Source organism: Stenotrophomonas sp. 1L-E-5-B-C3, from assembly GCF_057292075.1.
In genome coordinates this window covers 65,657-89,809 of sequence record NZ_JBXAWS010000009.1, presented here as the reverse complement: position 1 = coordinate 89,809, position 24,153 = coordinate 65,657, and the positions used below count along the sequence as shown (strand labels likewise).

The following is a 24,153-nucleotide window of genomic DNA, read 5'->3' as shown; positions in this document are numbered from 1 at the left end:
CCCCCGCATTGAACCGACGACGATGAGCGACATCCTGCAGACGATCCTGGCCCGCAAGGCCGAAGAAGTGGCCCAGCGCCGTGCCCAGCGTCCCCTCGAGGACCTGCAGGCCGCCGTGGCCAGCGCCCCGCCAGTACGTGGCTTCGTGCGCGCGCTGCAGGCGGCGGTGGCCAACGGCGACCCGGCGGTGATCGCCGAGGTGAAGAAGGCCAGCCCGTCCAAGGGCGTGATCCGCCCGGATTTCCGCCCGGCCGACATCGCCGTCAGCTATGAGTTCGGCGGCGCCAGCTGCCTGTCGGTGCTGACCGATGTGGACTTCTTCCAGGGCGCCGACGCCTACCTGCAGCAGGCCCGCGAGGCCTGCACGCTGCCGGTGCTGCGCAAGGACTTCGTGATCGACGCGTACCAGGTGTACGAGGCGCGTGTGCTGGGCGCCGACTGCATCCTGCTGATCGTCGCTGCGCTGGACGACACGCAGTTGGCCACGCTGTCCGAACTGGCGATGTCGCTGGGCATGGACGTACTGGTGGAAGTGCACGACATCGACGAGCTGGAGCGTGCGCTGCAGGTGCCGGCACCGATGATCGGCATCAACAACCGCAACCTGCGCACCTTCGAGGTGTCGCTGCAGACCACGCTGGACATGCAGAAGGCGGTGCCGCGCGATCGCCTGCTGGTCACCGAGAGCGGCATCCTCGGCCCGCAGGACGTGGCGCTGATGCGCGACGCCGGCATCCACTCGTTCCTGGTGGGCGAGGCCTTCATGCGCGTGGAAGAGCCGGGCGAGGGCCTGCGTCAGCTATTCTTCGCGGCATGAAAACGCACTATCCAACGCCGCGCGAGGATGCGCCGCTGGTGGTCTTCGACTTCGACCACACCCTGTACGACGGCGATTCGGGCACGCATCTGTTCGCTTCGCTGATCAAGCGCAACCCGCTGCGGATGCTGGCGGCGCTGCTGGTCACCCCGATCGCCGGGCCGCTGGTGGCGATGCTGCCAACCCGCCGTACCGGCATTTCGGTCTATGTGTGGATCGGCAGTTTCGGCCTGCACCGTGCGCGCGATTTCAACAAGGTCATCGACGCCTATGTGCTGCGCAATGAGGCGCAGATGCGCGCCAAGCTGCTGCCGCAGGCGCTGGAGGTGTTCGCCGCGCACCGTGCCAAGGGGGACCGCGTGGTGGTCGCCACCGGCGCGCCACCGGAACTTGCACGCGCGATCCTGGCCTTCGTGGCCCATCAGGACGTGCCGGTGATCGGTACCGAGGTCGGCCCGCGGCTGGGCGGTGTTGGCCCGACCCGCCACTGCCACAACGAAGAAAAGATGCGCATGCTGCGCGAGCGCGGCTACGGCGATATCGACATCGCCTACTCCGACAGCACCGCCGACCTGCCGCTGCTGCTGGCCGCCAAGGCGCCAGTGGTGGTCAACCCGAAGCCGGGCCGCGTGGAGTTCTTCCGCCGCGTGCTGCCGGCCGGTACCCGCATCCTCAACTGGGGTTGCGTCGACCGCGGCGGCGACAAGGCCTGATCCCGCCGCACGGTAATGGATTTGCCGGCCAGCGGCCGGCACTACCCCTTTTCCGTCCTGGTAGTGCCGGCCGCTGGCCGGCAAACGATCAGCGCGCCAGATACCCGGTCAGCGCATGTCCGATCTGGAACAGGCTGATGGCCAGCACCAGCACGCCGACGGCCACCAGCACCCAGCGCTCCTTCACCCGCTTGACCAGGATCGCCGCCACCGGCGCGGCCATCATGCCGCCGATCAGCAGGCCGGCGACGATCTGCAGGTGCTGCACGCCCATCGACAGCAGGAAGGTGGCCGAGATGGTCAGGGTGACGATGAACTCGGCCGCGTTGACCGTACCGATGGTGGTACGCGCCTGGCCGCCACGGGCGAGCAGGGTGGAGGTGGCCACCGGCCCCCAGCCGCCGCCGCCGCTGGCATCGAGCAGGCCGGCGAAGAAGCCCAGCACCGGCACCCGGCGGATCTCGCCCTTGGGCATCCAGCGCCCGGCCGCGCGGGCCAGGATGATGATGGCCAGCACCAGCAGGTACAGATAGATCAGTGGCCGGATGAAGTCGCCAGGGATCTGGGTGAGCACGTAGGCGCCCACGGCACCGCCGACTGCGCCGGGCAGGGCCAGGCGCAGGAACAGGCGCTTATCGACATTGCCGGCTGCCAGGTGCGACACACCTGAGGCGCCGGTGGTGAACACTTCCGCGGTGTGGATGCTGGCGCTGACCTGTGCCGGTGGCAGGCCCATGCTCAGCATCACCGACGAGGACACCAGGCCGAATGCCATGCCCAAAGCGCCGTCCACCAGCTGTGCGCCGAGGCCGATGAGGATGAACCACCAGAATTCGCTGCTCAGTTCCATGCACCGAGCCTAGCGGAAGCGGGTGTGCGGGGCATGCGATGGTAGGTCGCATGTCCCGCGATCCGCCGGGCATGGCCCGGCGCTACCGTCGCCGGTGATCCTGGGTAGCGCCGGGCCATGCCCGGCGAATGCTCAACGATCAACGGGTGCCGTACAGCACCACGGTCTTGCCACGTGCATGCAGCAGGCCGTCGGTCTGCAGCTTCTTCAGCACGCGGCCAGCCATTTCGCGCGAGCAACCCACCAGACGGGCCAGTTCCTGCCGCGAGACGCGCAGCTGGCTGCCCTGCGGGTGGCTCATCGCCTCCGGCTCCTGTGCCAGGTCGTGCAGGGTGCGCACGATCCGGTCAGTGACGTCCAGGAACGCCAGGCGACTGGCCTTGCGGCTGGTGTCGAGCAGGCGCTTGGAGATCTGCTGGCCCAGCGCGTACAGCAGGCGCGGGGCATCGGCCGACAGCGGGCCGAGGAACAGCTGGTGCAGGCGTTCGTAGCTGATTTCGGCCAGCTCGCAGGCGGTACGGGTCCGCAGGATCACCTCGCGGCGGTCCGATTCAACGAACAGGCCCATCTCGCCGACGAACTCGCCGGCACCGAAGTAGCCCAGCACCAGCTCGCGATCGTCATCTTCCTCGGCCATGATCGAAACCGAGCCGCTGATGACGTAATACAGGGTTCCCGCCGGGTCACCGGGTCGGAAGACGTCGGTACGGGTGGGGTATCGCCGCCTGTGGCTGTGCGCCAGGAAACGATCGATTGTGGCGATATCCAGGGCCAGTGGACTGCTAGCTAGGCGCACGGTTGACACGATAGGAGCGCTCCCTCTGCGCATGAACGGATTCACGGGGTCGATAGCGGAGCTTAACCAGCGCAATTGTTAAGGGCAAACAGTGTGCCAGATGTGAGCGGTCTTCACGTTCCCCCCGGGGACAGTTTGCCCCATAATTCACCCTTTCCCTTCTTACACAGGAATCGACCGCCGTGGTCAAGCCGTTGCCTCGCCTGAGGCTGCAGGGTTTCAACAACCTCACCAAGGCGCTGAGCTTCAACATCTATGACGTGTGTTACGCGCGCACCGAAGAGGAGCGTCAGCGTTACATTGAATACATCGATGAAGAGTACAACGCCGACAGGCTGACTCAAATCTTGACCGATGTCGCTGAGATCATCGGCGCCAACATCCTCAACGTGGCTCGCCAGGATTACGATCCGCAGGGTGCCTCGGTGACGATCCTGATCTCCGAAGAACCGGTGATCGACAAGAAGCAGGCCGGCAAGGAGCTGATCTCCGATGCCGTGGTCGCGCACATGGACAAGTCGCACATCACCGTGCACACCTATCCGGAAACGCACCCGCAGGAAGGTATCGCGACCTTCCGCGCCGACATCGATGTGGCTACCTGTGGCGTCATTTCGCCGCTGAAGGCGCTGAACTACCTGATCGAGAGTCTGGAATCGGACATCGTGATCATGGACTACCGCGTGCGTGGCTTCACCCGCGATGTGAAGGGCAAGAAGCACTACATCGACCACAAGATCAACTCGATCCAGAACTTCCTGGCCAAGAACATCAAGTCGCGTTACGAGATGTTCGACGTCAACGTCTACCAGGAAAACATCTTCCACACGAAGATGCACCTGAAGGACTTCGACCTGGACCAGTACCTGTTCGAGGAGAAGGCCAAGAACCTGTCGTTCAAGGAACGCATGAAGATCGAAGCGCTGCTCAAGCGCGAGATCGAAGAGCTGTTCCACGGCCGGAACCTGTCCGAGTAAGCCCCATGCGCGATGCCGGCAGGCATCGCTGCCCAGGCGGGACGACCCGCCCCGTGGAACCTGCGCTTTGCGCACTGTATAGTTCCACGGTGATGTACCGACCCACGGCCCGGTGTGAAAACACCGGGCCGTTTCGTTTTTTCAAAAAAGGTAAGGAGCCCCCACCCATGCCCTGGATCTACCTGCTGCTGGCCGGCCTGTTCGAGATCGGTTTCGCCCTCGGAATGAAGTACTCCGAAGGCTTCAGCAAACCCCTGCCCACCGCCGCCACGGTGGTGTCCGCGCTGATCAGCCTGTACCTGATGAGCCAGGCGATGAAGAGCATCCCGGTCGGCACGGCCTATGCGATCTGGACCGGCATCGGCGCCATGGGCGTGGCGGTGCTGGGCATCTACCTGTTCAACGATAGCGCGTCGCCGGCACGCCTGGCCTGCGTGGGCCTGATCGTGGCGGGTGTGATCGGCCTGAAGCTGGTCTCGCCGAACTAAGGCGGCCCGACCAACGGTCGGGCCCCACCGTCGGGGCCCATCGTGCCCTTGGGTAGGCCCCCACCGTTGGTGGGGGCGCCCCGGTCAAATGCGGTAAGCGATGGTCTTCATCACTTTGGAGGCCAGCGCCATCGCGCCCGGAATCGGGAACGGCAGGCGGCGTGCGCCGGCCTGCTCGGCGTGCTCCGCGTGGCGAGCCTCGTCGTCCTTCATCACCTTGATGACCGCGCGGCTGCGCAGGTCGCCTGGGGGCAGGTCGACCAGGTGTTCGTCCAGATGGGCCTCCACCTGGTGCTCGGTCTCGACCACGAAGCCCAGGTTCCAGCCGTCGCCGCGCAGCCCGGCCAGGGTGCCGATGGTGTAGCTGCCGGCATACCACAGCGGGTTGAACAGGCTTGGGCGGCTGTCCAGCTCGCCCAGCCGGGTGGCGCACCACGCCAGGTGGTCGGTTTCTTCCTGTGCCGCTTCCAGCAGGTGTTCGCGCGTGGCCGGGTCGCGGGCCACGGCGGCCTGGCCGAAGTACAGGCCCTGTGCGCAGACTTCGCCCACGTGGTTGATCCGCATCAGGCCGGCCGCGTGGCGGCGCTCGGCGCTGTCCATGCCCGGCTCGTCGGTATCCGCGGCCGGGTAGGGGCGGGCCGCCGGCGGATTGCCGAAGACCGTGTCCAGGGCTCGTTGCGCCTCGGTCAGCAGATGGTCCAGCGGGGTGGTCTGGCGGAGCACGGTCATGGCGGTACGCGATGGGGCGAAAGACCCCGCGATTCTCGCCCGGCCCCGGCCCCCTGCCAACCCGCGGCTGGGGGCAGCTTGCACCGGGGGCTTGACCTGCGTACAATCCCGCCTCTTACGCTTCATCTTTCACAACGCGTGGCAGAGTTCCGGTGAGTCCTTCGCCGCAATGAGCCCGACCTAACTAGAGTTCTTCATGAGCACTTTCACTGCCAAGAACGAGACCGTCCAGCGCGACTGGTACCTCGTCGACGCCGAGGGCAAGACCCTGGGCCGTCTCTGCACCGAGCTGGCCCGCCGTCTGCGTGGCAAGCACAAGCCGGTCTACACCCCGCACGTTGATACCGGCGACTACCTGGTCGTCATCAATGCAGAAAAGATTGTCGTCACCGGCAAGAAGCTGCAGGACAAGATGTATCACCGTTTCACCGGCTACATCGGCAACCTGAAGACCGAGTCCCTGGCTCAGGCGCTGGAGCGTCACCCGGAGCGCGTGATCGAGACCGCCGTCAAGGGCATGCTGCCGAAGGGCCCGCTGGGTCGCCAGATGTACCGCAAGCTCAAGGTCTACGCCGGCACTGAGCATCCGCACGCCGCACAGCAGCCGCAGGTTCTGGATATCTAATCATGGCTATCACTCAAAACTACGGCACTGGCCGCCGCAAGTCCTCCACCGCTCGCGTGTTCCTGCGCAAGGGTTCGGGCAACATCACCGTCAATGGCCGTCCGCTGGACGAGTTCTTCGGTCGTGAGACCGCGCGCATGATCGTGCGCCAGCCGCTCGAGCTGACCAAGAACACCGAAAGCTTCGACATCCTGGTCACCGCCGCTGGCGGCGGCACCACCGGCCAGGCCGGTGCGATCCGTCTGGGCATCGCCCGTGCGCTGGTCGAGTACGACGAAACCCTGAAGTCCGAGCTGCGCAAGGCTGGCTTCATGACCCGTGACGCCCGTGAAGTCGAGCGTAAGAAGGTCGGTCTGCATAAGGCCCGTCGCGCCACCCAGTTCTCCAAGCGCTGATCTACCGTGCCTGGTTGGGCTCCTTCGGGGGCCCGCTGGTTGGAAAAGCAAAAGCCCGGCTTCGGCCGGGCTTTTGTCGTTCTGGGGGTATGCATTTCGAGGTTGCCGGCCAGATGGGGTGGGGTCAGAGCCCTTTCCTTTGGAAAAGGATCCGACCCCGAATCTATCTCTGGAGAGGAGCCCCCTTGTTGTTCAAGGGGGCGCGCCGACAGGTGCGGGGATAAGGTGGAATGCGCGACCAAATTAAAAGCAAAAGGCCAGATCTTTCGATCTGGCCTTTTGCTTTTAATTTGGCTGCCCCTGATGGATTCGAACCACCGATGCCTGAGTCAGAGTCAGGTGCCTTACCGCTTGGCTAAGGGGCAATGTAACGTGTAACTATTTTCTCACTCTTCACACTGAAAAACAACTTGAATTTCAGTGTGGTGGCTATGGGTGGACTCGAACCACCGACCCCAGCATTATGAGTGCTGTGCTCTAACCGGCTGAGCTACATAGCCTTGGTGAGCCCGCTATTCTGCTGATGTGTATCGACCCTGTCAACACTTTTGTGTCGTGCTTGTAGGCCGACAGACGGCATGGGATAGTCCCAACCAGTAGATTTTTTAGGAGTCCGCATCGTGATCGATCCGGACGGCTATCGACCGAACGTCGGCATTGTGCTGATGCGGCAGGACGGCCAGGTGTTCTGGGCACGACGCGTGCGCCGGGACGGTTGGCAGTTCCCGCAGGGTGGCATGAATACCGACGAGACGCCTGTCGAGGCCATGTATCGTGAACTGCAGGAAGAGACCGGCCTGCTGCCTGAGCACGTGGAAGTGCTCGGGGCAACGCCCGGCTGGCTGCGCTACAAGCTGCCGGCGCGGGCCATCCGCCGCAACGAGCGGCAGGTCTGCATCGGCCAGAAGCAGGTCTGGTTCCTGCTGCGCCTGACCGGTGACGAATCCCATGTGTGCCTGGACCACACCGACTCGCCGGAGTTCGACCACTGGCGATGGGTGGATTTCTGGTACCCGGTGGAGCACGTGGTGATGTTCAAGCGCGGCGTCTACGCACGTGCTTTGCGACATCTGGCTCCGCTGGCCCAGGGGGTGGCCGGGCAGGGCGTCACGGCCATGCCCAAGAGCGCTGCCGAGGCCTGGATGCCTGGCCACACGGCTGGCCACGATCGCCCGCGAAAGCGTCCGCGCAGCCGCGGCTACTGGCCGAAGAAGGCGCAGGGCGACGTCCCGCCGACGTAAACTGCTGAACGGTATCGAGAATGGTTCAGGTCTCTGATTGACAACCATTCTCGTTTCCATTGGAATAGCCAACAGGCCGCCTCTGGCCTGTCAGCCCGGTTCACGCCTGTGTACGTCTGCATCTGCAACGGAGTCACCGACCACCAGATCCGCGAAGCCGCCAGCCATGGCGTCACGTCGGTGGCCGAGCTGACCATGCGTACCGGCTGTGGCGCCACCTGCGGTTCCTGCCTGGACATGGCCGGCGAGCTGCTGGCCAAGGCGCACGCCACCCACGACCTGCCGTTGCCGGTGCTCGGCCTGGCACAGGTCGCCTGAGCGACTTCTTTCGCGGCGCATTGACGCCGCGCATTCGTTTCCTTCACTGCGTGCCGCACAGGCCAATGCGCACGATTCGCGTTCCTTCACCGGCGCGCGCAAGGCGCTAAAGTGCCTGCGTTTTCAGCGCGCAGGAGCACCCCCATGAAGGGCGACACCAAGGTCATCGAATTCCTCAACAAGGTCCTCTACAACGAGCTGACCGCGATCAACCAGTACTTCCTGCACGCCAAGATGCTGAAGAACTGGGGCATCAAGGAACTGGCCGAACACGAGTACAAGGAATCGATCGACGAGATGAAGCATGCCGACATGCTCGCCGACCGCATCCTGTTCCTCGAAGGCCTGCCGAACTTCCAGGCGCTGGGCAAGCTTCGCATCGGCGAGAACCCGACCGAGATCCTGCAGTGTGACCTGTCGCTGGAACGCGACGGCGTGGTCACCCTGCGCGAGGCCGTGGCCTATTCCGATTCAGTCGGCGACTACGTCAGCCGCCAGCTGTTCGTGAAGATCCTCGATTCGGAGGAAGAGCACATTGACTGGCTGGAAACCCAGCTCGACCTGATCGAGCGTATCGGTGAGCCGAAGTACCTGCTGAGCAAGCTCGAAGAGTGACGTAGCGTCGAGCTTGCTCGACGGTGATCAGCATCGCGATGGTCGAGCAAGCTCGACGCTACCGATGCTGTGCCAGGTAGCCCGTCAGCGCCACGCGCGCGCGGGCGAATTCCGCAACCAGCAGCGCCACCGCCACGGCGGGGCGCTGCAGGCTGCCGGCACGGGCTTCCTGCTCGATGCGCTGCGCGACCGCCGACAGCGACAACACGCCCACATTCGCACTGGAAGATTTCAGGGTGTGCGCGAGCGCCTGCAGGCGCGGCTCGTCGCCGTTCTGCGCGGCCTGCTGCAGCTGCTGCACCATTGCGGGTGCATCTTCCAGGAACACCGCGACGATCTGGAGCGCGGCATCGCCGATCACCGCGTGCAGTTCGTCCAGAACACCGCGGTCAAGCACCGGCTGTGGCTTGGAGCCGACTCGGCTGTCATCGTCTTGTAGAGCCGAGCCATGCTCGGCTGATGGAGCGCGACTGCTATTGGCCGTCAGCCGAGCATGGCTCGGCTCTACAGAAGGCCGTGCAGGTGATGCAGCTCTACCGCCCCCCCAGCGCTGCAACAGCGCATGCAACGTGGCGCGCGCGATCGGCTTGGACAGGTAGTCATCCATACCGGCCTGCAGGCAGCGTTCGCGGTCACCGGCCATGGCATTGGCGGTCATCGCGATGATCGGCAACCGCGGGCGACCGGCTTCCATTTCCTCGGCGCGCCACTGGCGGGTGGCGGCGTAGCCATCCAGCACCGGCATCTGGCAGTCCATCAGCACCACGTCCACGCCGCCCTCGCGCAGCGCGAGCAGTGCCTGTTCGCCATCGCTGGCGTTGCGCACCTCGCACTGGAATACCCGCAGCAGCTGTTCGGCCACCATGCGGTTGACCGTGTTGTCTTCCACCAGCAGCACGCGCAGGTGCAGCGGCGGCAACGCCGCAGCCGGTTGCCCGTCTTCCGCGTTGGCCAGCAGCGCAGCCGGGCGCGCATGCGCCACCGGAACGGCCAGCAGCGCATGCAGGGCGGCATCGTCGAAATGGGCGGGCAGCTGGTGCTGGCGCGGGTGCGGCGGAAGCGCCTCGTCCTGCAGCCACAGCACCCGCAGTGCGTCGTCCTCGCCACGTTCGGCCAATGCCCGCTGCAGCGTCACCTCGCCGTTGCGGCGCGCACGTGCATCAACCAGCAGCCAGGCAGGTGCCTGCCGGCCAGGGCGCGGCACCGCGCGCAGGCGTTCGACCAGTGCATCCAGTTGCGGCAGCGGCTGAACCTGCAGGCCATGGTGGGCCGCGACGCGCTCGACGCGTGCCTGCAGCGTGGCATCGGCACTGAACAACAGCAGCGCTGCGGGTGTGCGCGCCATCGCGGGCAGATCGCCGGGTACCTTCAGCAGCGGAATCTCGAACCAGAACGTGGCGCCCTGGCCCGGCGTGGACTGCACGCCGATGCGGCCCTGCATCAGGTCGATGATGCGCTTGCAGATGGCGAGGCCCAGGCCGGTGCCACCATAGATGCGGGTAGTCGAGGCATCGGCCTGGCTGAAGGACTGGAACAGTCGCGCCTGCAGTGCCTGGTCGATACCGATGCCGGTATCGGTGATCTCGAAGCGCAGCTGGTGTTGCGCGGCACCTTCGCCCAGCCGCTGCACGCGCAGCTGCACCTGGCCACGCGCGGTGAACTTGATCGCGTTCGCAAGCAGGTTGCTCAGCACCTGGCGCAGGCGCACCGGGTCACCACGCACTGGCAGCCGTACCGACGGGTCCAGCTGCAGGCCCAGTACCAGGCCCTTCGAATCGGCGGCGCGCTGCATCAGCTGCACCACGCCATCGAGCAGCTCGCGCAGGTTGAAGCTGGTGATCTCCAGTTCCAGCGCCTGCGCTTCCAGGCGTGAGTAATCGAGGATGTCGTCGACGATGCGCAGCAGCTGCTGCGAACTGGCCGAGGCGGTGGCCAGCATTTGTCGCTGGTCCTCGCCCAGCGGTCCACGTGCGATCAGCTCCAGCATCGGCAGGATGCCGTTGAGCGGGGTGCGGATCTCATGGCTCATCGTGGCCAGGAACTCGCCCTTGGCCAGCACCGCCGCTTCGGCGGCCTGCTTGGCCTGCAGCAGCTGCTGTTCCAGCTGGCCCTGGCGTTCGGTGGTGCGGCGCAGCTGGTCGCGCTCGCTGGCCAGTACGCTGCGCTCGCGCTGCAGGCTGGCCAGCGCACGGTTGCGCGTGCGCAGGCGCAGGCCCATCAGCAGCACGATGGCGGCCGCAGCAAGGGCAACCAGCAGCGCGCCCCACAGCGGCACGTCAGAGCACCGCGTTGTGGAAGTCGAAGTTCAGGTCACTGCCGGCCGACTGCACCATGTTGCCCTGGATGTAGTCGACGCCACCGACCCACATCGCGGCGGCGGCCTGCGGGTCTTCGATCTGCTGCCCGATGATCTGCAGGCCGGCGGCATGCGCCTGCTCGATCGCCCTGCGCAGTTCTTCGCGGGTGGCCGGGTTGGCATGGCTGCTGGAGAAGCGCGCGGCCATGCGCACGAACGACAGCGGCAGCTGGGTCAGCAACGCATCGGCGTCGGCACTGGGTTCGAACTGGCTCAGGCAGAAACGCACGCCGGCGCCGGCCATGCGCTGGCAGAACTGCTGCAGTGGCACGGTGTGGATCAACGCGTCGGGCAGGCGTACGTCGATCACCAGCGCACTACCGGGCAGGTCGCGCCGCTGCAGCGATTCCAGCAGCCAGTCGGCGAAGGCATCGCGCTGCAGGGTACGCAGTGACTGCGAGACGAACAGGTTCAACGGTTGTGTGGCATGCCGGTACAGATCGAGCAGGCCCAGCGCATGGTCCATCACCTGCTGGTCGAGATCAGCGATGCGGCCTGCCGCTTCCGCAGCCGGAATCACCTGGCCGGCCGCCAGTACCGTGCCATCGGCCTGGCGCAGGCGCAGCAGCAGCTGGTACTGCGCGGTGTTGCCACCGGCGACGGCGACGATCGGCTGGTACGCCAGTTCCAGCTGGCCTTCCAGCAGGGCCAGGTGTTCCTGTTCGGTGATCGCCTGGCGATGCACATGGCCGGCGACGCCGGCGCTGAGCAGCCGCGCCTGCAGGGTGGTGCGTTCGACCGCTTCCAGCGCGCTGTTGGCATCGTCGAAGCCCGGCGACATCGGCGCGTAACCGACCACGCCGCGCAGGTGCACCGATTCGTCGTCGCGGATCACGAAGGCCCGCGCCGACAACTGCTCGCGCAGGGTCGCGGCGATGCCTTCGAGGCTGTCTTCGTCAGCACTGCGGGCCAGCAGCAGGAAACTATTGTCGTTCAAGCGCGCCAGCAGGTGCGGATGACCGGCCTCAGCCAGGCGCTGCCCGGCCTGCACCATCAGGCGCTCGAACGCGGCATAGCCGTAGCGCTCGCGCAGGCCCAGCGCGCTGGCCACTTCAATGAAGAACACGCCCCCGTGGTCGCGGTGGGCGAGCGCGGTGTTGAGCTGCTGCAGCACGTGGTGGCGGGTCGGCAGGCCGGTTTCCGGATTGCTGGTGGCCGGTGCGCCGGTAGCACCGGGCAGGGTCGCGGCCTGGGCACGTGCGCGGCGGATGCGGTTGGCCACCGCCGCGATCAGGTGGCGGGGGCGGATCGGCTTGCTCAGGTAGTCATCGGCACCACTGTCGAGCACCTCGAACTGGCGCTCCGGGTCCGGATCGCCACTGAGGAACACGATTGGCAGCAGCTGCAGGCCAGGCTGCTGGCGGATCAGCGCGGTCAGGCGCATGCCGTCCAGGCCGGGCAGGTGCAGGTCCATCAGGATCAGATCGGGGCGATGTTCCTTGATGGCCTGCAGCGCGCCATCGGCATCGCTGTGCACGATCGCCTGCATCCCGGCACCGTGCAGCACGCTCTGCGCGAACAGGGCCTGGGCGCGGTCATCCTCGACGATCAGCACGCGGTAGGGCGAATCGGAGGGCGGCGGTGCCTGGTCGTTGTTGCCTGCTTCAGCCAGTGCGCCCGGGCCGGGCAGCGGCGGCGGTGCGCTGCCGATCGTCGCCGGCGTGTCGACTGTGGCCAACGACGGCGTTGCCGCCGGTGCCACTACGACCGCGCTTGCCGGGTCAGCGGCCCAGCGTTGCCAATGATCGGCCGGAGGGGTTTCAGCGCGTCCCGGGCGGGCGCCCGCGGGGGATTCGTTTGCGGCCATCGGTGCTCCTGGTGTTCGTGTCCATTATGCGACAAGCCCGACGTTCAACCGGTGCCGGGCTGTCGCGGACCGTCTGCGGAGACGCCGCGCGCCAGCCAGCGCACGCCTTTCCACAAGGTGCGCCAGACCATCCACACCAGCAGGGCACCGGCCAGGCTGCAGGCCAGCACCACGATCAGCGCGATCCACGGGTGTGCCAGGGCCAGGGCCAGGCCACCGATCACCACGGTGTCTTCGGCAGCGGAGGCAACCCAGTTGCTGGCTGGTTCCGGCGAGGTATTGAGCAACGCGCGGGTGCCGGCCTTCAGGCCATGGCTGGCCAACGCGACACCGGCGCCGGCAGCAAGCGCGCCGGTGCCCAGCTGCCCATCGGGCGACAGCGTGGCGGCGGCGAGGAAGGCGCCGGCAGGCACGCGCGCGAGTGTCTGCACCAGGTCCCAGGCCGAGTCCACGCCGGGAATCTTGTCGGCGAAGAACTCGGCCACGGCCAGCGCCGCCGAGGTGCCCAGCACCCACCATGACTCAGTGGCCTGCAGGGCGGGTGGGAGATCGACCCAGCCGAGCAGGCCGGCCAGGCCGACGCCGAACACGGTGAGGTAGACACGGATACCGGCCAGCCAGGCCAGCAGGATGCCGATCACGAACAGGTGGGCTTCGGTCATGGCGATGCTCCGGCGGCGGAACTGTGCAGGGGGCCACACTATCGGTGATGGCGTGCCTGAACGCCACAGACCGCCGCCGCTCCCTGCGCAGGAAACCCACCTGTCCTGTCATACACTAGCCCGTCGTTTGCCACAGGGGCCGTATCGGTGTCGCCCTCGCGATGCCCCGGAAACCACCCATGAACAACCGCCCTCCCATGCGCGTGCAGGTGCGCCTGCCCGGCGCGCCGCAACCGCCGATGGACCGTCGCCGCCTGCTGGTGATCGGTGGCATCTGGCTGCTCAGCCTGGTGCTGGCCGCGCTGGGTGGCTGCTGGATGGCCACGCCGCGCGATGCGCAGGGCCAGCGCCTGCAGGCCGCCGAGAAGCGTGCCGAGGGCCTGCAGACGCAGCTGACCGAGCTGCGCCAGAAACAGGCCACGCTGGAAGCCTCCGACCGCATCAGCCGCGCCGCCAACACCGAGGTGCAGTCCTCGCTGGCCGAGCGTGACGAAGAAATCGCCGGCCTGCGCGCCGACGTCGCCTTCTACGAGCGCCTGGTGGGTTCAACCAGCCAGCGCAAGGGCCTGAACACCCATTCCATCGAGTTCAGCCCGGAAGCGGCCGGCACCTGGCAGTACACCGCCGTGCTGACCCAGAACCTCAACCGCGGTGCCATCAGCCAGGGGCAGATGCGCTTCACCGTGGAAGGCGTGAAGAACGGCAAGCTGGCCACGATCAGCTGGGATGATCTGCACCAGCGCAGCAAGGTGCCGGGACAGGATTACTCGTTCCGGTACTTCCAGCAGATCAGCGGCAGCGTGATGCTGCCGGCTGACTTCACCCCGCAACGCGTGCGGGTGACATTGGGGAGTGGTGCGGGGGGCACCACCCAGGTATTCGACTGGAAACAGGCCGGTGCGCCGGCCGCCAAAGGGGAGTAGGCAGATGTTCGGAAGCAGCAAATCCAACCGTGAAGGCCAGCTGGTGGTGGATGCCCTGATCGGCAACCAGGTGGTGATCCGCGGTGATGTGGAATTCAGTGGCGGGCTCTACGTGGAAGGCCGCATCCATGGCAAGGTGATCGCCGCCGAAGGTGCCAGTGGCGCGACCCTGACGGTCGCCGAGCATGGCGTGATCGAGGGTGAGATCCGTGCCCAGGTGGTCGTCATCAGCGGTCGCCTCGACGGTGACGTGCATGCTACCGAGAAAGTCGAACTGACCCCGAGCGCGCGGGTCAACGGCAATGTCCATTACCAGGTGGTGGAGATGAATGCGGGTGCCCAGCTGAACGGCCGCCTGATCCATGCCAGCGCCCCGATGGCGGCCCTGCCGGCCCCGGAAGGTGATGAGGCCAATGGCGGCAAGGGTGACACCGCCGCGCGCCGCAAGCTGGCCGAGGCGATGGCTTGAAAGCCATCGTCGGCACCCCCATGCTGAGGCCATGAGCACGCTAGTCTCCCTGCCCGGCGCCACCCCGGTTGCCGCGCCCGATTACCAGTCGCTGGAGCGCCCGCTGAACTTCACCGAGTCGGCGGCCGCCAAGGTCAAATCCCTGATCCAGGAAGAGGGCAACCTCGACCTGGCCCTGCGCGTGTATATCGAAGGCGGTGGCTGTTCGGGCTTCCAGTATGGGTTCGAGTTCGACGAGAACCGTGCCGAGGACGATCTTGCGGTGCAGACCAGCGGGGTGACCCTGCTGGTCGACCCGCTGAGCCTGCAGTACCTGATGGGCGCCGAAGTGGATTACACCGAGAGCCTGACCGGTGCCCAGTTCGTGATCCGCAACCCGAACGCCAAGACCACCTGCGGCTGCGGCAGCAGCTTCAGCATGTAAGAACCCTGTGGCCGGCATGTGCCAACCAGGGTTGGCACCTACCAGAGCGGATCAGTAGATCCACGCCATGCGTGGATGGTCCTTCCTGCAACCACACCGGCAGATTGCGCACAGCGCCGACCTTGCCACCTGCATCGATTGGCGGCACGCTTGCCGGATGCCCAATACTTCTTCGCCGCTTTCCGGTTTCGCCTTCGTTGGCGAACCGCTGGAGCGCGCCGATGCCCTGCGCGACGATGCCGATGCACTGGCGCGCCTGTGGCCGGGCGCGCGCATCCTCGTGCTCGATCAGGACGGTACCGCCTTCACCGGCGATGACGACCAGCCACTGGCGCTGACCGGCGCCGACATCGGCGGTGGTCCCGGTGCCGCAGTCTTCCTCGGCCTGCGCGGCGAGCAGGCCTGGTTCTCGGTCGAAGCCGCCAGCGTTACTGTTGCCGCGCCGCGCCGGCTCGACCTGCGCCAAGCCGCGCTGCTGTGGTCGATGGCCGATGCGACCGCCTTCAGCTACGCCCGCGGCATGTCCTACTGGCATTCGCGCACCCGCTTCTGCGGCGTGTGCGGCGGGGCCGTGGCGTTCTCCCGTGGCGGCTTCGTCGGCCGCTGCGCGCAGTGTTCCACCGAGCACTACCCGCGGGTCGACCCGGCGGTGATCGTGGCGGTGGAGAACCAGGGCCGGCTGCTGCTGGGCCGGCAGTCGAACTGGGCACCGCGCCGTTACTCGGTGCTGGCCGGCTTCGTCGAACCCGGCGAGACCTTCGAACAGACCGTAGTGCGCGAAGTACACGAGGAGAGCAAGGTGCGGGTGAGTGCCTGCCAATACCTCGGTTCGCAGCCGTGGCCGTTCCCGGGCGCGCTGATGATCGGCTTCCGTGCACAGGCGCAGGATGACCTGCCGACCGTGGACGGAGAGCTGGAAGATGCGCGCTGGTTCAGTGCCGACGAGGTCGGCGCGGCACTGGCACGTGATGTCGAGGACGATGGCCAGGGCATCCGCCTGTCGCCGCCGATCTCGATTTCGCGGGGCCTGATCGAGCACTGGTACCGCCAGCAGCGGGGCTGATGGCGAGGGGCTGCAAGGCTTGCGCTGATGCCAGCATTGCCGCCACCTGAACACGCCTCGGGTTACAGTGCGATCCACCGCGGGAGGCGTCGCTGCGACAGGTAAGGTAGCGACGCCTAGCGTTCTGTTTCGTAGGGAGACCTGCCATGTTCACCACTCTGGCCGCCGTGCTGGTAGCACTGGCCCTGGGCCATGTGGCCCCGGCCGCTGCCGCTTCGCTGCGCCGTTTCGACGGCTTCCGGCGCTGGCTGGGCTGGCTGGACGCGCGGGGTGGCAAGGCCTGGCAGGGGCCGGCAGGCGTCGCCCTGGCGCTGCTGCCGCCGCTGTTGCTGATGGCGCTGCTGGCGTGGCTGCTGCGCGGCGTGCTGTTCGGCCTGCCATCGCTGCTGCTGGGCGTGGCGGTGCTGGCGTGGTGCTGGGGCCCGCGCGACCTGGACCGTGATATCGAAGCGATCATCGATGCCGATGACGCGGCGACGCGCCAGGCCGCGGTACGCAACCTGCAGGCGGCCGGTGGCAGCCTGCGTGAGGACATTCCGTCACTGGTCGAGGCGACCGTACTCAACGCGCTGCGGCGCTGGTTCGCGGTGCTGTTCTGGTTCCTGCTGCTGGGCCCGGCCGGTGCGCTGGGCTACCGGTTGCTGGCACTGATGGCGGAAAGCCCGATGCGCGCCCGCGTGCCGGTGGAGCCGCTGGCGCTGGCGCAGCGCCTGCTGGGCTGGATCGAGTGGCCGGTGGCGCAGCTGATGGCGTTCTCGATGGCGCTGGTGGGCAACTTCGATACGGCGTGGAAGGCCTGGCGCCAGGCCCATGGCGAACGCCTGGCCGGTGACATCGGCTTTCTCGGCGCGGTGGCGCGGGCCAGTGTCAATGCTGAGCTGCGCGAGGACGCGCACGATTACACCGAGGCGGGATTGTTGCCGGTATGGCAGCGGCTGCCGGACCTGCGTGATGCGATGAGCCTGGTGTGGCGGATGCTGCTGCTGTGGCTGGCGATCCTCGCCCTGCTGGTGATTGCAGGCTGGGTGACGTAGTGGCTTTTGCAGGGCTTGCAGCCCTGCACCTGCAGAAGCAACAGCAACAGCAGCTCTGGATTGCTGATGGTTGGGCGGGGCGGTGTGGGGCTGCAGGACACGCCGTAAACCCGTCCTTGGGGGCTCGATGGCGCCATCCATGGCGCCAACGGTCCTGCAGCCCCACACCGCCCCACCCCCGACAGTTTCCCGGTGACGGTTGTTCTGTAGAGCCGAGCCATGCTCGGCTCCGAGCAAGCGCAGCGAAGCGATCCGCTTTCGCTTTTGATCTTCTCTTTCTTTCCCGTGGTGGACGCGCACGGAAACTGTCCGTGGCCGGGCGGGATGGGTTTGCGGGGGTGTCCGCGGCATGGATGCCGCGGCCAAGCCTCCACGGACGGATTCACGGCGTCCCCCGCAAACCCATCCCGCCCGGCCAACCCCATGATCGACAAACGTCGCCCACCACGAGGGGCTGCGCCGTTGGCTGGAAACCTAGATCGGTGCCAGCGCAGTGAACGGTGCCCACGGCAGGTTGCGCAGCAGCGCATACCCGGGCAGCACCCAGAGCCAGAACACGGGATTGGCCAGTACCCGCATCAGCGGGTCGAGCACACGGGGGCGGATGCCGGCGATGTTCAGCAGCATCAGCAACAGGAACGGCAGGCTGATGACCAGCAGCGGGTTCATCGCCATCGCGCCGGGCAGGTCGAAATGGACCAGCGAATACAGGCAGCGGGTGCTGCCACAGCCCGGGCAGTACAGGCCGGTCAGCGCGTACAGCGGGCAGCTCGGCAGGGGATTGCCGGCGACATACGGATTGACGTTGCGCAGCACCACCGTGGCGCCCACGGCCAGGCCGGCGGAGACCAGCAGCGGTGCCCAGCGGGCGAGTCGGGAACGAGCGGGAAGCGCGGACATGCAACAACGGATCCGGCGCAGGCGCCGGATCCGTCCAGGCGTATCAGTAGCCGCTGTTGCTCATCGCGCCCATGCCGCCGAGCACAACGAAGAACAGCACGTACAGCACGACCAGCACGGCCCAGGCGATGGCCGACCAGATGGCCCACTTCTTGGCCTTGGCAGCGGAGTCCTGGGCACCGGCAATGTCGCCAGCAGCCAGCTTGCCGTTGACCTGTGCGGCGTAGACGATCGACACGATGCCGGCCGGCAGGCAGCAGAACAGGGTGGTCAGGATGGCCCAGACCAGGTTGTTCGGGACCTGCGGAGTAGCAGTATTCATGGGTTCAAGCTCCTTGATGGGTGGTGGTGGTGAATCATTGGTCGGAAAGAGCGCCCAGTACGGCCAAGCCGCCGAACAGCCCGAACCACAACAGCAACAGGACCGGCAGGGACACGGCCGAAGCCACCGCCCACCAGCCCGCCTTGCGCGACGCGCTGTAGGCCCCCGGGAGGTCGCCAGCCGCGCGGCGGCCATCGACCTGGGAGGCATAGACGATCGACACCACGCCCAACGGCAGGCAGCAGAACAGCGTCGTCAGGATCGCCCAGACCAAGTGGTTGGGGATGTAGACCGGACGGCTGAGCGGTGGTGGTTGATTCAAAGCGAGACTCCATTCCTTGGTGGCCGGCCGTGATGAATCGGCCGGACCTCCCCCCTGTGGGTGCGTAATCTACCGCAACCGGCGTTGCATGTATGCGTTTACAGTCACGGCATGTCGCGTACGCCACTGGACGGTGACGTATGTGGGGGAGTTTGCCGCGCCCGCGCGGCGGGCCTATCTCGTCAGGCGTGATCGCCGCGCAGGGCCCGCACCTGGGCATCCAGCACCGGGGCGGAGGTGGTGTGGCCATCCACCGCCGGCGCCGCGACCACTTCGATGGTGGCGCGGAAACGGCGCGGTACGCGCATGCGGCCCAGCCGGGTATCACGTCGGCTCCACATGCTCGACCACATGCCGCGCAGCGCCATCGGCACCACCGGCACCGGCCGCCGTTCGAGGATCTTCTCCACCCCGGACTTGAACGGTGCCATCTGCCCGTCACGGGTCAGCGCGCCCTCGGGGAAGATGCACACCAGCTCGCCTTCGGCCAGCGCCGCGTCGATTTCGTCGAACGCGCGCTGCATCAGCGCCGGGTCCTCGCGCGCGCCGGCGATCGGGATCGCCTTGGCGGTCCGGAAGATCCAGCGCATCACCGGAATGTTGAAGATCTTGTAGTACATGACGAAGCGCACCGGGCGCGGGATCGTCGCCGACAGGATCAGCGCGTCCATGTAGCTGACATGGTTGCAGACCAGCAGCGCGGCGCCTTCGTCGGGTACGTTGGCCTCGATGCCGTGCGGGCGCAGCCGGTACAGCGTGCGCACCATCACCCAGCTGAGGAAGCGCATCAGGAATTCGGGGACGATGGTGAAGATGTAGATCGCCACCAGTGCATTGGCGATGGCCAGCGCCAGGAACTGCTGCGGAATGGTCCAGTGCAGCAGCTTGTGCGCAGCCAGTGACAGCAACGCGGCGCCGACGATGAAGCCGGAGTTCTGGATGTTCAGCGCGGCGAACACGCGTGACATCTGCGCCTTCGGCGTGCGGCTCTGGATCAGCGCGAACAGCGGCACCACGAAGATGCCGGTGAACAAGCCGATGCCGATCAGGTCGATGACGATACGGATGCTGCCAGGCTGCTGCAGGAACGGGCCGATGGCCAGCCCGTGCACGGTCGCCTCGCCGCTGCGGGCGAAGTACAGGTCGAGCAGGAACGCGGTCATGCCGAACGCACCGAGCGGCACCAGGCCGATTTCCACCGTCCGCGCCGACAGCTTCTCGCACAGCAGGGAGCCAACGCCGGTGCCGACCGAGAACAGGGCCAGGGCGAAGATGTACAGGGTCGGTTCGCCGCCGAGGTTGGTCACCGCATAGGCCGGCAGCTGCGAGGTCAGCACGGTGCCGACGAACCAGAACCAGGACACGCCCAGGATCGCGTTGCGCACTGCCTTCTGCTGACGCGCCATGCGCAGCACCGCCAGCGATTCCGGCAGTGGGTTCCAGTTGATCTTCAGGTTCGGGTCGCCAGCATCGACCTTGGGAATCAGCCGCGCGGCGATGTTGCCGCAGATCGCCAGCGCGATGATCGCGCACGCCGCCACCACCGTACCGTGGCTGCCGGCCACGGTGAACACCAGGCCGCCGACGATCATGCCGGAGAGGATCGACATCGAGGTGCCCATCTCGACCAGGCCGTTGCCGCCGGTCAGCTCTTCGGGCTTCAGCACCGACGGCAGCACCGAGTACTTCACCGGGCCGAACAACGTCGACTGCATGCCGGTACAGAACAGCGCGATCAGCAGCACCGGCAGGCTCTGGGTGAGGAACCCGGTGGCCGCCAGCGACATGATCACGATCTCCATGCTGGTGGTGATCACGATCAGCCGCGATTTTTCCAGTTTGTCGGCGATCTGCCCGGCCAGTGCCGAGAACAGGAAGTACGGCAGGATGAAGATGGCCGGTGCCAGCGTGGCGTACAGCCCCAGTTCTTCCTCCGGCACGGCCATGAACAGCAACATGCTGATGATCGCCTGCCGGTACACGTTGTCGTTGAACGCACCGAGCGCCTGCACGACGAAGAACGGCAGGAAACGGCGCTGGCGCAGCAGGGCGAACTGGTTGTGACCGGACATGGAGCCTCCTTGACCGGCGCAGCCTAGCATTCCTGCCTATCCGCTGTGGGTGCGGACCTGTGGGTGCGGACCGTTGGTCCGCACACTTTGAAAGGCCTCAGACGATATCGTCGACCACGCCGCCATCCACGCGCAGCGCTGCACCGGAGGTGGCCGAAGCCTGCGGCGAGGCCAGGTACACCACCATGTTGGCCACTTCCTCGACCGTGGCGGTGCGCTGGATCAGCGAAGACGGCCGGTGCGCCATCACGAACTCGCGGCCGATCTGCTCCAGTGGCTTGCCACTGCGCTGGCGTTCATCTTCGAACATCGCCGCGAAACCATCGGACAGGGTGGGTCCGGGCAGCACCGCGTTGACGGTGACCCCACTGCCGGCCACGCGCTTGGCCAGGCCGCGCGACAGCGACAGCTGCGCGGTCTTGCTGACCCCGTAATGGATCATGTCGGCGGGAATGTTGCGGGCCGACTCGGAGGAGATGAACAGCACGCGGCCCCAGCCGGCATCAACCATCGCCGGCAGCAGCGCCCGCGACAGGCGCACGCCGGACATCACGTTGGTCTGCCAGTAGCGCTCCCAGGTCGCGTCGTTGGTTTCGAAGAAGTCCTCGGGGCCGAAGATGCCGGCGTTGTTGACCAGGATGTCGACCTTGGGCAAGCCGGCCAGCAGCGTATCGACACCGGCCGCATCGGACAGGTCGGCTGCCACGCCAAGCACATCGGCGCCTGGAACGGCGTCGAGCAGGCGCTGGCGGGCGCGCTCGACGCTGTCGGTGCTGCGGCCATTGAGGATGACCCGCGCTCCGGCGACGGCCAGTCCCTGGGCAATCGCCAGGCCGATGCCTGCGGTGGAGGCGGTGACCAGCGCGGTACGGCCGGTGAGTTCGATCTTCATGGAGGAATCCGGGGCAGGGGATCGCCCAGTATCCGCGCCAGCGCGTGATCGGGATGCAGCACTGGATGCAACATGATGTTGCGTTGGCGGTAGCGCCGGGCCATGCCCGGCGGCAGGCTGTCAGGTGAGCGTGCGTACCGCCTCGTTGGCCGCCGCCCGCACCTTCGGCAGCAGCCGCAGCACCAGCGCCATCTGGGTGCGGATCAGCTGCAGCTTGGGTGGCATGCCCTCGTCGAGCTGTTCCAGTTCGGCAGCCACGGCTCGATCGGCATCGTTGTCGTCCTCCGCTACCGGTTGCCGTGCGGTCAGGGCCGTCGCCAGCTGCTGCAGCGCCTTGCGAACGCGCTCACCGGCAGCCAGCGCCAGCGGATCGCCGGCGTAGCTGTCCACCTGGTCGCGGTGCGCACCCAGGGCCGACAGGTGCCCGAGCAGCGTATTGGACAGCGCCAGGAAGTGGAAGCCGGCATCCAGGTTGCGACGCACATGGCCAGGCTCGCGCAGCATGTTCGACAACGCGGTGGACAGCGCGGCGTCGGCGTTGTGCATGTCGCGGCGGGCAATGCGGTAGGCCAGATCGTCACGCATGCCGCTGCGGTACTGGCCCAGCACCGAATCCAGATAGCGCGCGGCGGTGTCCAGCACCCGCGCCAGCACAAGATGCAGCTGCCGGCCCTGCCAGTCGGGCAGGATCAGGAAGGCGGCCGCGGCGGCGATCGCACAGCCCAGCAGCGTATCGACCATGCGCGGCACGATCAGCACGAAGCCGTCGCCGATCAGGTTGAAGCAGGTCAGTGCCATCACCGTGATCGCCGCCGACGCTACCAGGTAGCGGTCGGTGCGGGTGAAGAAGAACAGCAGCGCCGACAGCAGCGCGATCAGCAGCTGTACGTGCAGCTGTGGGAACAGCTGCAGCAGTGCCCAGGTCAGCACCAGGCCGAACAGCGTGCCGACGATGCGTTGTGCAAGGCGCTGGCGGGTCGCGCCGAAGTTGGGGCGGCACACGAACACGATGGTCAGCAGCACCCACGAGCCGTTCTGTGCATTGAACAAGCGGATCGCCGCGAAGCCGGCGATCAGTGCCAGCGCCATGCGCAGTCCATGGCGGAACAGCACCGAGCCCGGCGTGAGCTGCTGGCGGATACGCACGCCCATCTCGCGCAGGCTATGCGGGTTGCTGTCGCGCAGGCGCGTGTCAACGTTGTCGAGGCTGGCCTCGGAACGCTCCGCATCGAGCAGGCGGCGCTCGATGCTGCGCAGGTTGTGCACCAGCAGGTCCAGTGATCCGAGCAGGCGCTGCCATTGAGGGCGCTGCTGGTCGCGCAGGTAGGCCAGCGCATCGGCCAGGTCGCGCCCGGCCTGCTGGTTGCTTTCGCCATACACGAACGGACGGCGCAGGCGGATCGCCTCGCCCAGCCGCGCGCAGGCCTGGCCCTGCAGGTCGAGCAGGCGCTGGCAGCGGTACAGCACGTCGCTGTGGAAGAACGCATCGACCAGCGCGCCGTACGGATAATGCGAGGAGCTGGCGCGCTCGTGGAAATCCTGCGCCATGTAGTACAGGCGCAGGTACAGGCCGGAATTGACGCCCGGCCGCCCGGAGCGGCCGAAGCGGGCCAGGATCGCGGTCTTGGCTTCGTTGAGCGCACCGACCACGCGCCGGTTCTGTTCGGCCAGGTCCAGCTGGCGACGCTGCAGGTCGGCCTCACGCACCGGTTCGAACAGCGCGGCCTTCAGCTGCAGGTAGCGGCCCAGTTCCACATACAGGCGCGCCACCCGTTCGCGCACCGGTCGGTTGGCGAACAGCGTGGTCCACAGGATCGACAGCAGGCCGTACCAGACCGCACCGGCCAGCAGGTGGCTGACCGCGTCCAGCGCGCTGTGCAGATCGCTGGCACCGTGCTGTTCCAGCCCGATCATGGTGTAGATCGCCAGCGTCACCGTGGCCTGGGCGATGGACGCATAGCGCTCGCCGAGCGCACCGAGCAGGGTCAGGCCGAAGGTGGACAGCGCCAGCGCGCCGATGAAGATCCACGGCCATGGGAACAGCCAGATCACCGAAGCTGCGGCGAGGCAGAAGCACAGCAGCGACAGCGCCACGGCCTTGGTCCGGCCCCACCAGTTGTCGTCGGTCTCGGCGATGGCGCTGGCGATGATGCCCAGGAACACGCCGGGCAGCGCGGTCAGTGCATCCAGCTGCCAGCACACCGCCAGTGCCGCTGTCAGGGCGATGAACACCCGCAGGCCATAACTGGCCTTTTCGTGGGCCCACAGGCGGCTGAGGCTGGATTGGCGGGCGGGCATGCAGGCTCGGTGGAAGGGTCTCCCACCATTATTGCGGGTGCGGGG

26 protein-coding genes and 2 tRNA genes are annotated in these 24,153 nt (G+C 66.7%); 14 read left to right on the top strand and 14 right to left on the bottom strand.

What is annotated here, in order from left to right; all coding sequences use genetic code 11:
• Positions 1–22: 22 nt before the first annotated feature.
• A complete protein-coding gene (gene trpC, locus AC0Z6F_RS13385) occupies positions 23–817 on the top strand; it encodes an indole-3-glycerol phosphate synthase TrpC (RefSeq protein ID WP_049401666.1) in 795 nt (264 codons plus the stop codon).
• Positions 814–1,530 carry a haloacid dehalogenase-like hydrolase gene (locus AC0Z6F_RS13380; protein WP_012512311.1) on the top strand — a complete coding sequence of 239 codons (717 nt, stop codon included), beginning with the start codon at positions 814–816 and terminating at the stop codon, positions 1,528–1,530. Before trpC ends, AC0Z6F_RS13380 begins: the two co-directional genes overlap by 4 nt.
• Before the next feature lie 88 nt (positions 1,531–1,618).
• On the opposite strand, the gene AC0Z6F_RS13375 is transcribed toward AC0Z6F_RS13380, so the two are convergent.
• Positions 1,619–2,380, bottom strand: a complete 762-nt coding sequence (locus AC0Z6F_RS13375; protein ID WP_153676110.1) for a sulfite exporter TauE/SafE family protein — start codon at positions 2,378–2,380, stop codon at positions 1,619–1,621.
• Between the two features lie 139 nt (positions 2,381–2,519).
• Entirely contained in the window at positions 2,520–3,209 is a 690-nt protein-coding gene (crp, locus tag AC0Z6F_RS13370; RefSeq protein WP_010482649.1) for a cAMP-activated global transcriptional regulator CRP, read from the bottom strand.
• 149 nt (positions 3,210–3,358) lie between these two features.
• On the opposite strand from crp, the gene speD reads away from it, so the two are divergent.
• Positions 3,359–4,153, top strand: a complete 795-nt coding sequence (speD, locus tag AC0Z6F_RS13365) for an adenosylmethionine decarboxylase (protein ID WP_006473908.1) — start codon at positions 3,359–3,361, stop codon at positions 4,151–4,153.
• 167 nt (positions 4,154–4,320) lie between these two features.
• Positions 4,321–4,641 carry a DMT family transporter gene (locus tag AC0Z6F_RS13360; protein WP_005411314.1) on the top strand — a complete coding sequence of 107 codons (321 nt, stop codon included), beginning with the start codon at positions 4,321–4,323 and terminating at the stop codon, positions 4,639–4,641.
• Positions 4,642–4,725: 84 nt separating this feature from the next.
• Here AC0Z6F_RS13360 and coq7 read toward each other — a convergent pair whose 3' ends face one another.
• A complete protein-coding gene (coq7, locus tag AC0Z6F_RS13355; protein WP_100435357.1) occupies positions 4,726–5,370 on the bottom strand; it encodes a 2-polyprenyl-3-methyl-6-methoxy-1,4-benzoquinone monooxygenase in 645 nt (214 codons plus the stop codon).
• 196 nt (positions 5,371–5,566) lie between these two features.
• Here coq7 and rplM point away from each other — a divergent pair, with 196 nt between their 5' ends.
• Together rplM and rpsI are read left to right on the top strand one after the other, a co-directional pair.
• The gene (rplM, locus tag AC0Z6F_RS13350) at positions 5,567–5,995 is read left to right on the top strand and encodes a 50S ribosomal protein L13 (RefSeq protein WP_006398837.1); all 429 of its coding nucleotides are present in this window, start codon (positions 5,567–5,569) and stop codon (positions 5,993–5,995) included.
• Between the two features lie 2 nt (positions 5,996–5,997).
• Positions 5,998–6,390: a 30S ribosomal protein S9 gene (gene rpsI / locus AC0Z6F_RS13345; protein WP_005411311.1), complete on the top strand. Its 393-nt coding sequence runs from the start codon at positions 5,998–6,000 to the stop codon at positions 6,388–6,390.
• Between the two features lie 291 nt (positions 6,391–6,681).
• Here the strand turns inward: rpsI and AC0Z6F_RS13340 are convergent.
• Positions 6,682–6,755 (bottom strand) — tRNA-Gln (locus AC0Z6F_RS13340).
• A 58-nt stretch (positions 6,756–6,813) separates the two neighbouring features.
• Positions 6,814–6,890, bottom strand: a tRNA-Met gene (locus AC0Z6F_RS13335).
• A 120-nt stretch (positions 6,891–7,010) separates the two neighbouring features.
• On the opposite strand from AC0Z6F_RS13335, the gene AC0Z6F_RS13330 reads away from it, so the two are divergent.
• The 3 genes from AC0Z6F_RS13330 to bfr all read left to right on the top strand — a co-directional run bounded on the left by AC0Z6F_RS13330 (position 7,011) and on the right by bfr (position 8,564).
• The gene (locus AC0Z6F_RS13330; protein WP_012512308.1) at positions 7,011–7,631 is read left to right on the top strand and encodes an RNA pyrophosphohydrolase; all 621 of its coding nucleotides are present in this window, start codon (positions 7,011–7,013) and stop codon (positions 7,629–7,631) included.
• A gap of 108 nt (positions 7,632–7,739) precedes the next feature.
• The gene (locus AC0Z6F_RS13325) at positions 7,740–7,949 is read left to right on the top strand and encodes a (2Fe-2S)-binding protein (protein ID WP_012512307.1); all 210 of its coding nucleotides are present in this window, start codon (positions 7,740–7,742) and stop codon (positions 7,947–7,949) included.
• A 144-nt stretch (positions 7,950–8,093) separates the two neighbouring features.
• Positions 8,094–8,564 carry a bacterioferritin gene (gene bfr, locus AC0Z6F_RS13320; protein ID WP_005419804.1) on the top strand — a complete coding sequence of 157 codons (471 nt, stop codon included), beginning with the start codon at positions 8,094–8,096 and terminating at the stop codon, positions 8,562–8,564.
• A 58-nt stretch (positions 8,565–8,622) separates the two neighbouring features.
• On the opposite strand, the gene AC0Z6F_RS13315 is transcribed toward bfr, so the two are convergent.
• Genes AC0Z6F_RS13315 through AC0Z6F_RS13305 form a run of 3 tightly spaced genes read right to left on the bottom strand, consistent with a single transcriptional unit; the run spans position 8,623 to position 13,389 of the window.
• The gene (locus tag AC0Z6F_RS13315) at positions 8,623–10,839 is read right to left on the bottom strand and encodes an ATP-binding protein (RefSeq protein WP_485618024.1); all 2,217 of its coding nucleotides are present in this window, start codon (positions 10,837–10,839) and stop codon (positions 8,623–8,625) included.
• Between the two features lies 1 nt (position 10,840).
• A complete protein-coding gene (locus tag AC0Z6F_RS13310; protein ID WP_006398832.1) occupies positions 10,841–12,727 on the bottom strand; it encodes an EAL domain-containing protein in 1,887 nt (628 codons plus the stop codon).
• Positions 12,728–12,771: 44 nt separating this feature from the next.
• A complete protein-coding gene (locus tag AC0Z6F_RS13305; protein ID WP_006398831.1) occupies positions 12,772–13,389 on the bottom strand; it encodes a DUF4126 domain-containing protein in 618 nt (205 codons plus the stop codon).
• 179 nt (positions 13,390–13,568) lie between these two features.
• Here AC0Z6F_RS13305 and AC0Z6F_RS13300 point away from each other — a divergent pair, with 179 nt between their 5' ends.
• The 5 genes from AC0Z6F_RS13300 (at position 13,569) to ampE (ending at position 17,302) form a co-directional block, all read left to right on the top strand.
• Positions 13,569–14,312: a DUF6776 family protein gene (locus AC0Z6F_RS13300; protein ID WP_012512305.1), complete on the top strand. Its 744-nt coding sequence runs from the start codon at positions 13,569–13,571 to the stop codon at positions 14,310–14,312.
• Positions 14,313–14,316: 4 nt separating this feature from the next.
• Positions 14,317–14,781, top strand: coding sequence for a bactofilin family protein (locus AC0Z6F_RS13295; RefSeq protein WP_006398829.1), 465 nt, complete (start codon positions 14,317–14,319; stop codon positions 14,779–14,781).
• A 31-nt stretch (positions 14,782–14,812) separates the two neighbouring features.
• On the top strand, positions 14,813–15,205 hold the full coding sequence (gene erpA / locus AC0Z6F_RS13290) for an iron-sulfur cluster insertion protein ErpA (protein ID WP_012512304.1): 393 nt from the start codon (positions 14,813–14,815) through the stop codon (positions 15,203–15,205).
• A 157-nt stretch (positions 15,206–15,362) separates the two neighbouring features.
• Positions 15,363–16,268, top strand: a complete 906-nt coding sequence (nudC, locus tag AC0Z6F_RS13285; protein ID WP_006398759.1) for an NAD(+) diphosphatase — start codon at positions 15,363–15,365, stop codon at positions 16,266–16,268.
• A gap of 146 nt (positions 16,269–16,414) precedes the next feature.
• Positions 16,415–17,302 carry a regulatory signaling modulator protein AmpE gene (ampE, locus tag AC0Z6F_RS13280; RefSeq protein WP_006398758.1) on the top strand — a complete coding sequence of 296 codons (888 nt, stop codon included), beginning with the start codon at positions 16,415–16,417 and terminating at the stop codon, positions 17,300–17,302.
• Between the two features lie 474 nt (positions 17,303–17,776).
• Here the strand turns inward: ampE and AC0Z6F_RS13275 are convergent, their stop codons facing one another.
• From AC0Z6F_RS13275 to yccS, 6 genes are all read right to left on the bottom strand, one after another.
• The gene (locus AC0Z6F_RS13275; protein ID WP_006473646.1) at positions 17,777–18,202 is read right to left on the bottom strand and encodes a DUF2752 domain-containing protein; all 426 of its coding nucleotides are present in this window, start codon (positions 18,200–18,202) and stop codon (positions 17,777–17,779) included.
• A 43-nt stretch (positions 18,203–18,245) separates the two neighbouring features.
• The gene (locus tag AC0Z6F_RS13270) at positions 18,246–18,524 is read right to left on the bottom strand and encodes a CD225/dispanin family protein (RefSeq protein WP_005411298.1); all 279 of its coding nucleotides are present in this window, start codon (positions 18,522–18,524) and stop codon (positions 18,246–18,248) included.
• A gap of 34 nt (positions 18,525–18,558) precedes the next feature.
• Positions 18,559–18,846, bottom strand: a complete 288-nt coding sequence (locus AC0Z6F_RS13265; protein WP_012512303.1) for a CD225/dispanin family protein — start codon at positions 18,844–18,846, stop codon at positions 18,559–18,561.
• A gap of 182 nt (positions 18,847–19,028) precedes the next feature.
• Positions 19,029–20,918, bottom strand: coding sequence for an MFS transporter (locus tag AC0Z6F_RS13260; protein ID WP_012512302.1), 1,890 nt, complete (start codon positions 20,916–20,918; stop codon positions 19,029–19,031).
• A 97-nt stretch (positions 20,919–21,015) separates the two neighbouring features.
• Positions 21,016–21,810 carry an SDR family NAD(P)-dependent oxidoreductase gene (locus AC0Z6F_RS13255; RefSeq protein ID WP_012512301.1) on the bottom strand — a complete coding sequence of 265 codons (795 nt, stop codon included), beginning with the start codon at positions 21,808–21,810 and terminating at the stop codon, positions 21,016–21,018.
• A gap of 120 nt (positions 21,811–21,930) precedes the next feature.
• Positions 21,931–24,108 (bottom strand): YccS family putative transporter, encoded by a 2,178-nt coding sequence (gene yccS / locus AC0Z6F_RS13250; RefSeq protein ID WP_100469755.1) that lies wholly within the window; start codon positions 24,106–24,108, stop codon positions 21,931–21,933.
• Positions 24,109–24,153: the final 45 nt, after the last annotated feature.

Bases quoted from the DNA above. Each gene is read 5' to 3' on its own strand.
- trpC (WP_049401666.1), top strand. From the start codon at position 23: ATGAGCGACATCCTGCAGACGATCCTGGCCCGCAAGGCCGAAGAAGTG.
- AC0Z6F_RS13380 (WP_012512311.1), top strand. From the start codon at position 814: ATGAAAACGCACTATCCAACGCCGCGCGAGGATGCGCCGCTGGTGGTC.
- AC0Z6F_RS13375 (WP_153676110.1), bottom strand. From the start codon at position 2,380: ATGGAACTGAGCAGCGAATTCTGGTGGTTCATCCTCATCGGCCTCGGC.
- crp (WP_010482649.1), bottom strand. From the start codon at position 3,209: ATGCGCAGAGGGAGCGCTCCTATCGTGTCAACCGTGCGCCTAGCTAGC.
- AC0Z6F_RS13360 (WP_005411314.1), top strand. From the start codon at position 4,321: ATGCCCTGGATCTACCTGCTGCTGGCCGGCCTGTTCGAGATCGGTTTC.
- coq7 (WP_100435357.1), bottom strand. From the start codon at position 5,370: ATGACCGTGCTCCGCCAGACCACCCCGCTGGACCATCTGCTGACCGAG.
- rplM (WP_006398837.1), top strand. From the start codon at position 5,567: ATGAGCACTTTCACTGCCAAGAACGAGACCGTCCAGCGCGACTGGTAC.
- rpsI (WP_005411311.1), top strand. From the start codon at position 5,998: ATGGCTATCACTCAAAACTACGGCACTGGCCGCCGCAAGTCCTCCACC.
- bfr (WP_005419804.1), top strand. From the start codon at position 8,094: ATGAAGGGCGACACCAAGGTCATCGAATTCCTCAACAAGGTCCTCTAC.
- AC0Z6F_RS13310 (WP_006398832.1), bottom strand. From the start codon at position 12,727: ATGGCCGCAAACGAATCCCCCGCGGGCGCCCGCCCGGGACGCGCTGAA.
- AC0Z6F_RS13305 (WP_006398831.1), bottom strand. From the start codon at position 13,389: ATGACCGAAGCCCACCTGTTCGTGATCGGCATCCTGCTGGCCTGGCTG.
- AC0Z6F_RS13300 (WP_012512305.1), top strand. From the start codon at position 13,569: ATGAACAACCGCCCTCCCATGCGCGTGCAGGTGCGCCTGCCCGGCGCG.
- AC0Z6F_RS13295 (WP_006398829.1), top strand. From the start codon at position 14,317: ATGTTCGGAAGCAGCAAATCCAACCGTGAAGGCCAGCTGGTGGTGGAT.
- erpA (WP_012512304.1), top strand. From the start codon at position 14,813: ATGAGCACGCTAGTCTCCCTGCCCGGCGCCACCCCGGTTGCCGCGCCC.
- nudC (WP_006398759.1), top strand. From the start codon at position 15,363: ATGCCCAATACTTCTTCGCCGCTTTCCGGTTTCGCCTTCGTTGGCGAA.
- ampE (WP_006398758.1), top strand. From the start codon at position 16,415: ATGTTCACCACTCTGGCCGCCGTGCTGGTAGCACTGGCCCTGGGCCAT.
- AC0Z6F_RS13275 (WP_006473646.1), bottom strand. From the start codon at position 18,202: ATGTCCGCGCTTCCCGCTCGTTCCCGACTCGCCCGCTGGGCACCGCTG.
- AC0Z6F_RS13270 (WP_005411298.1), bottom strand. From the start codon at position 18,524: ATGAATACTGCTACTCCGCAGGTCCCGAACAACCTGGTCTGGGCCATC.
- AC0Z6F_RS13260 (WP_012512302.1), bottom strand. From the start codon at position 20,918: ATGTCCGGTCACAACCAGTTCGCCCTGCTGCGCCAGCGCCGTTTCCTG.
- AC0Z6F_RS13255 (WP_012512301.1), bottom strand. From the start codon at position 21,810: ATGAAGATCGAACTCACCGGCCGTACCGCGCTGGTCACCGCCTCCACC.
- yccS (WP_100469755.1), bottom strand. From the start codon at position 24,108: ATGCCCGCCCGCCAATCCAGCCTCAGCCGCCTGTGGGCCCACGAAAAG.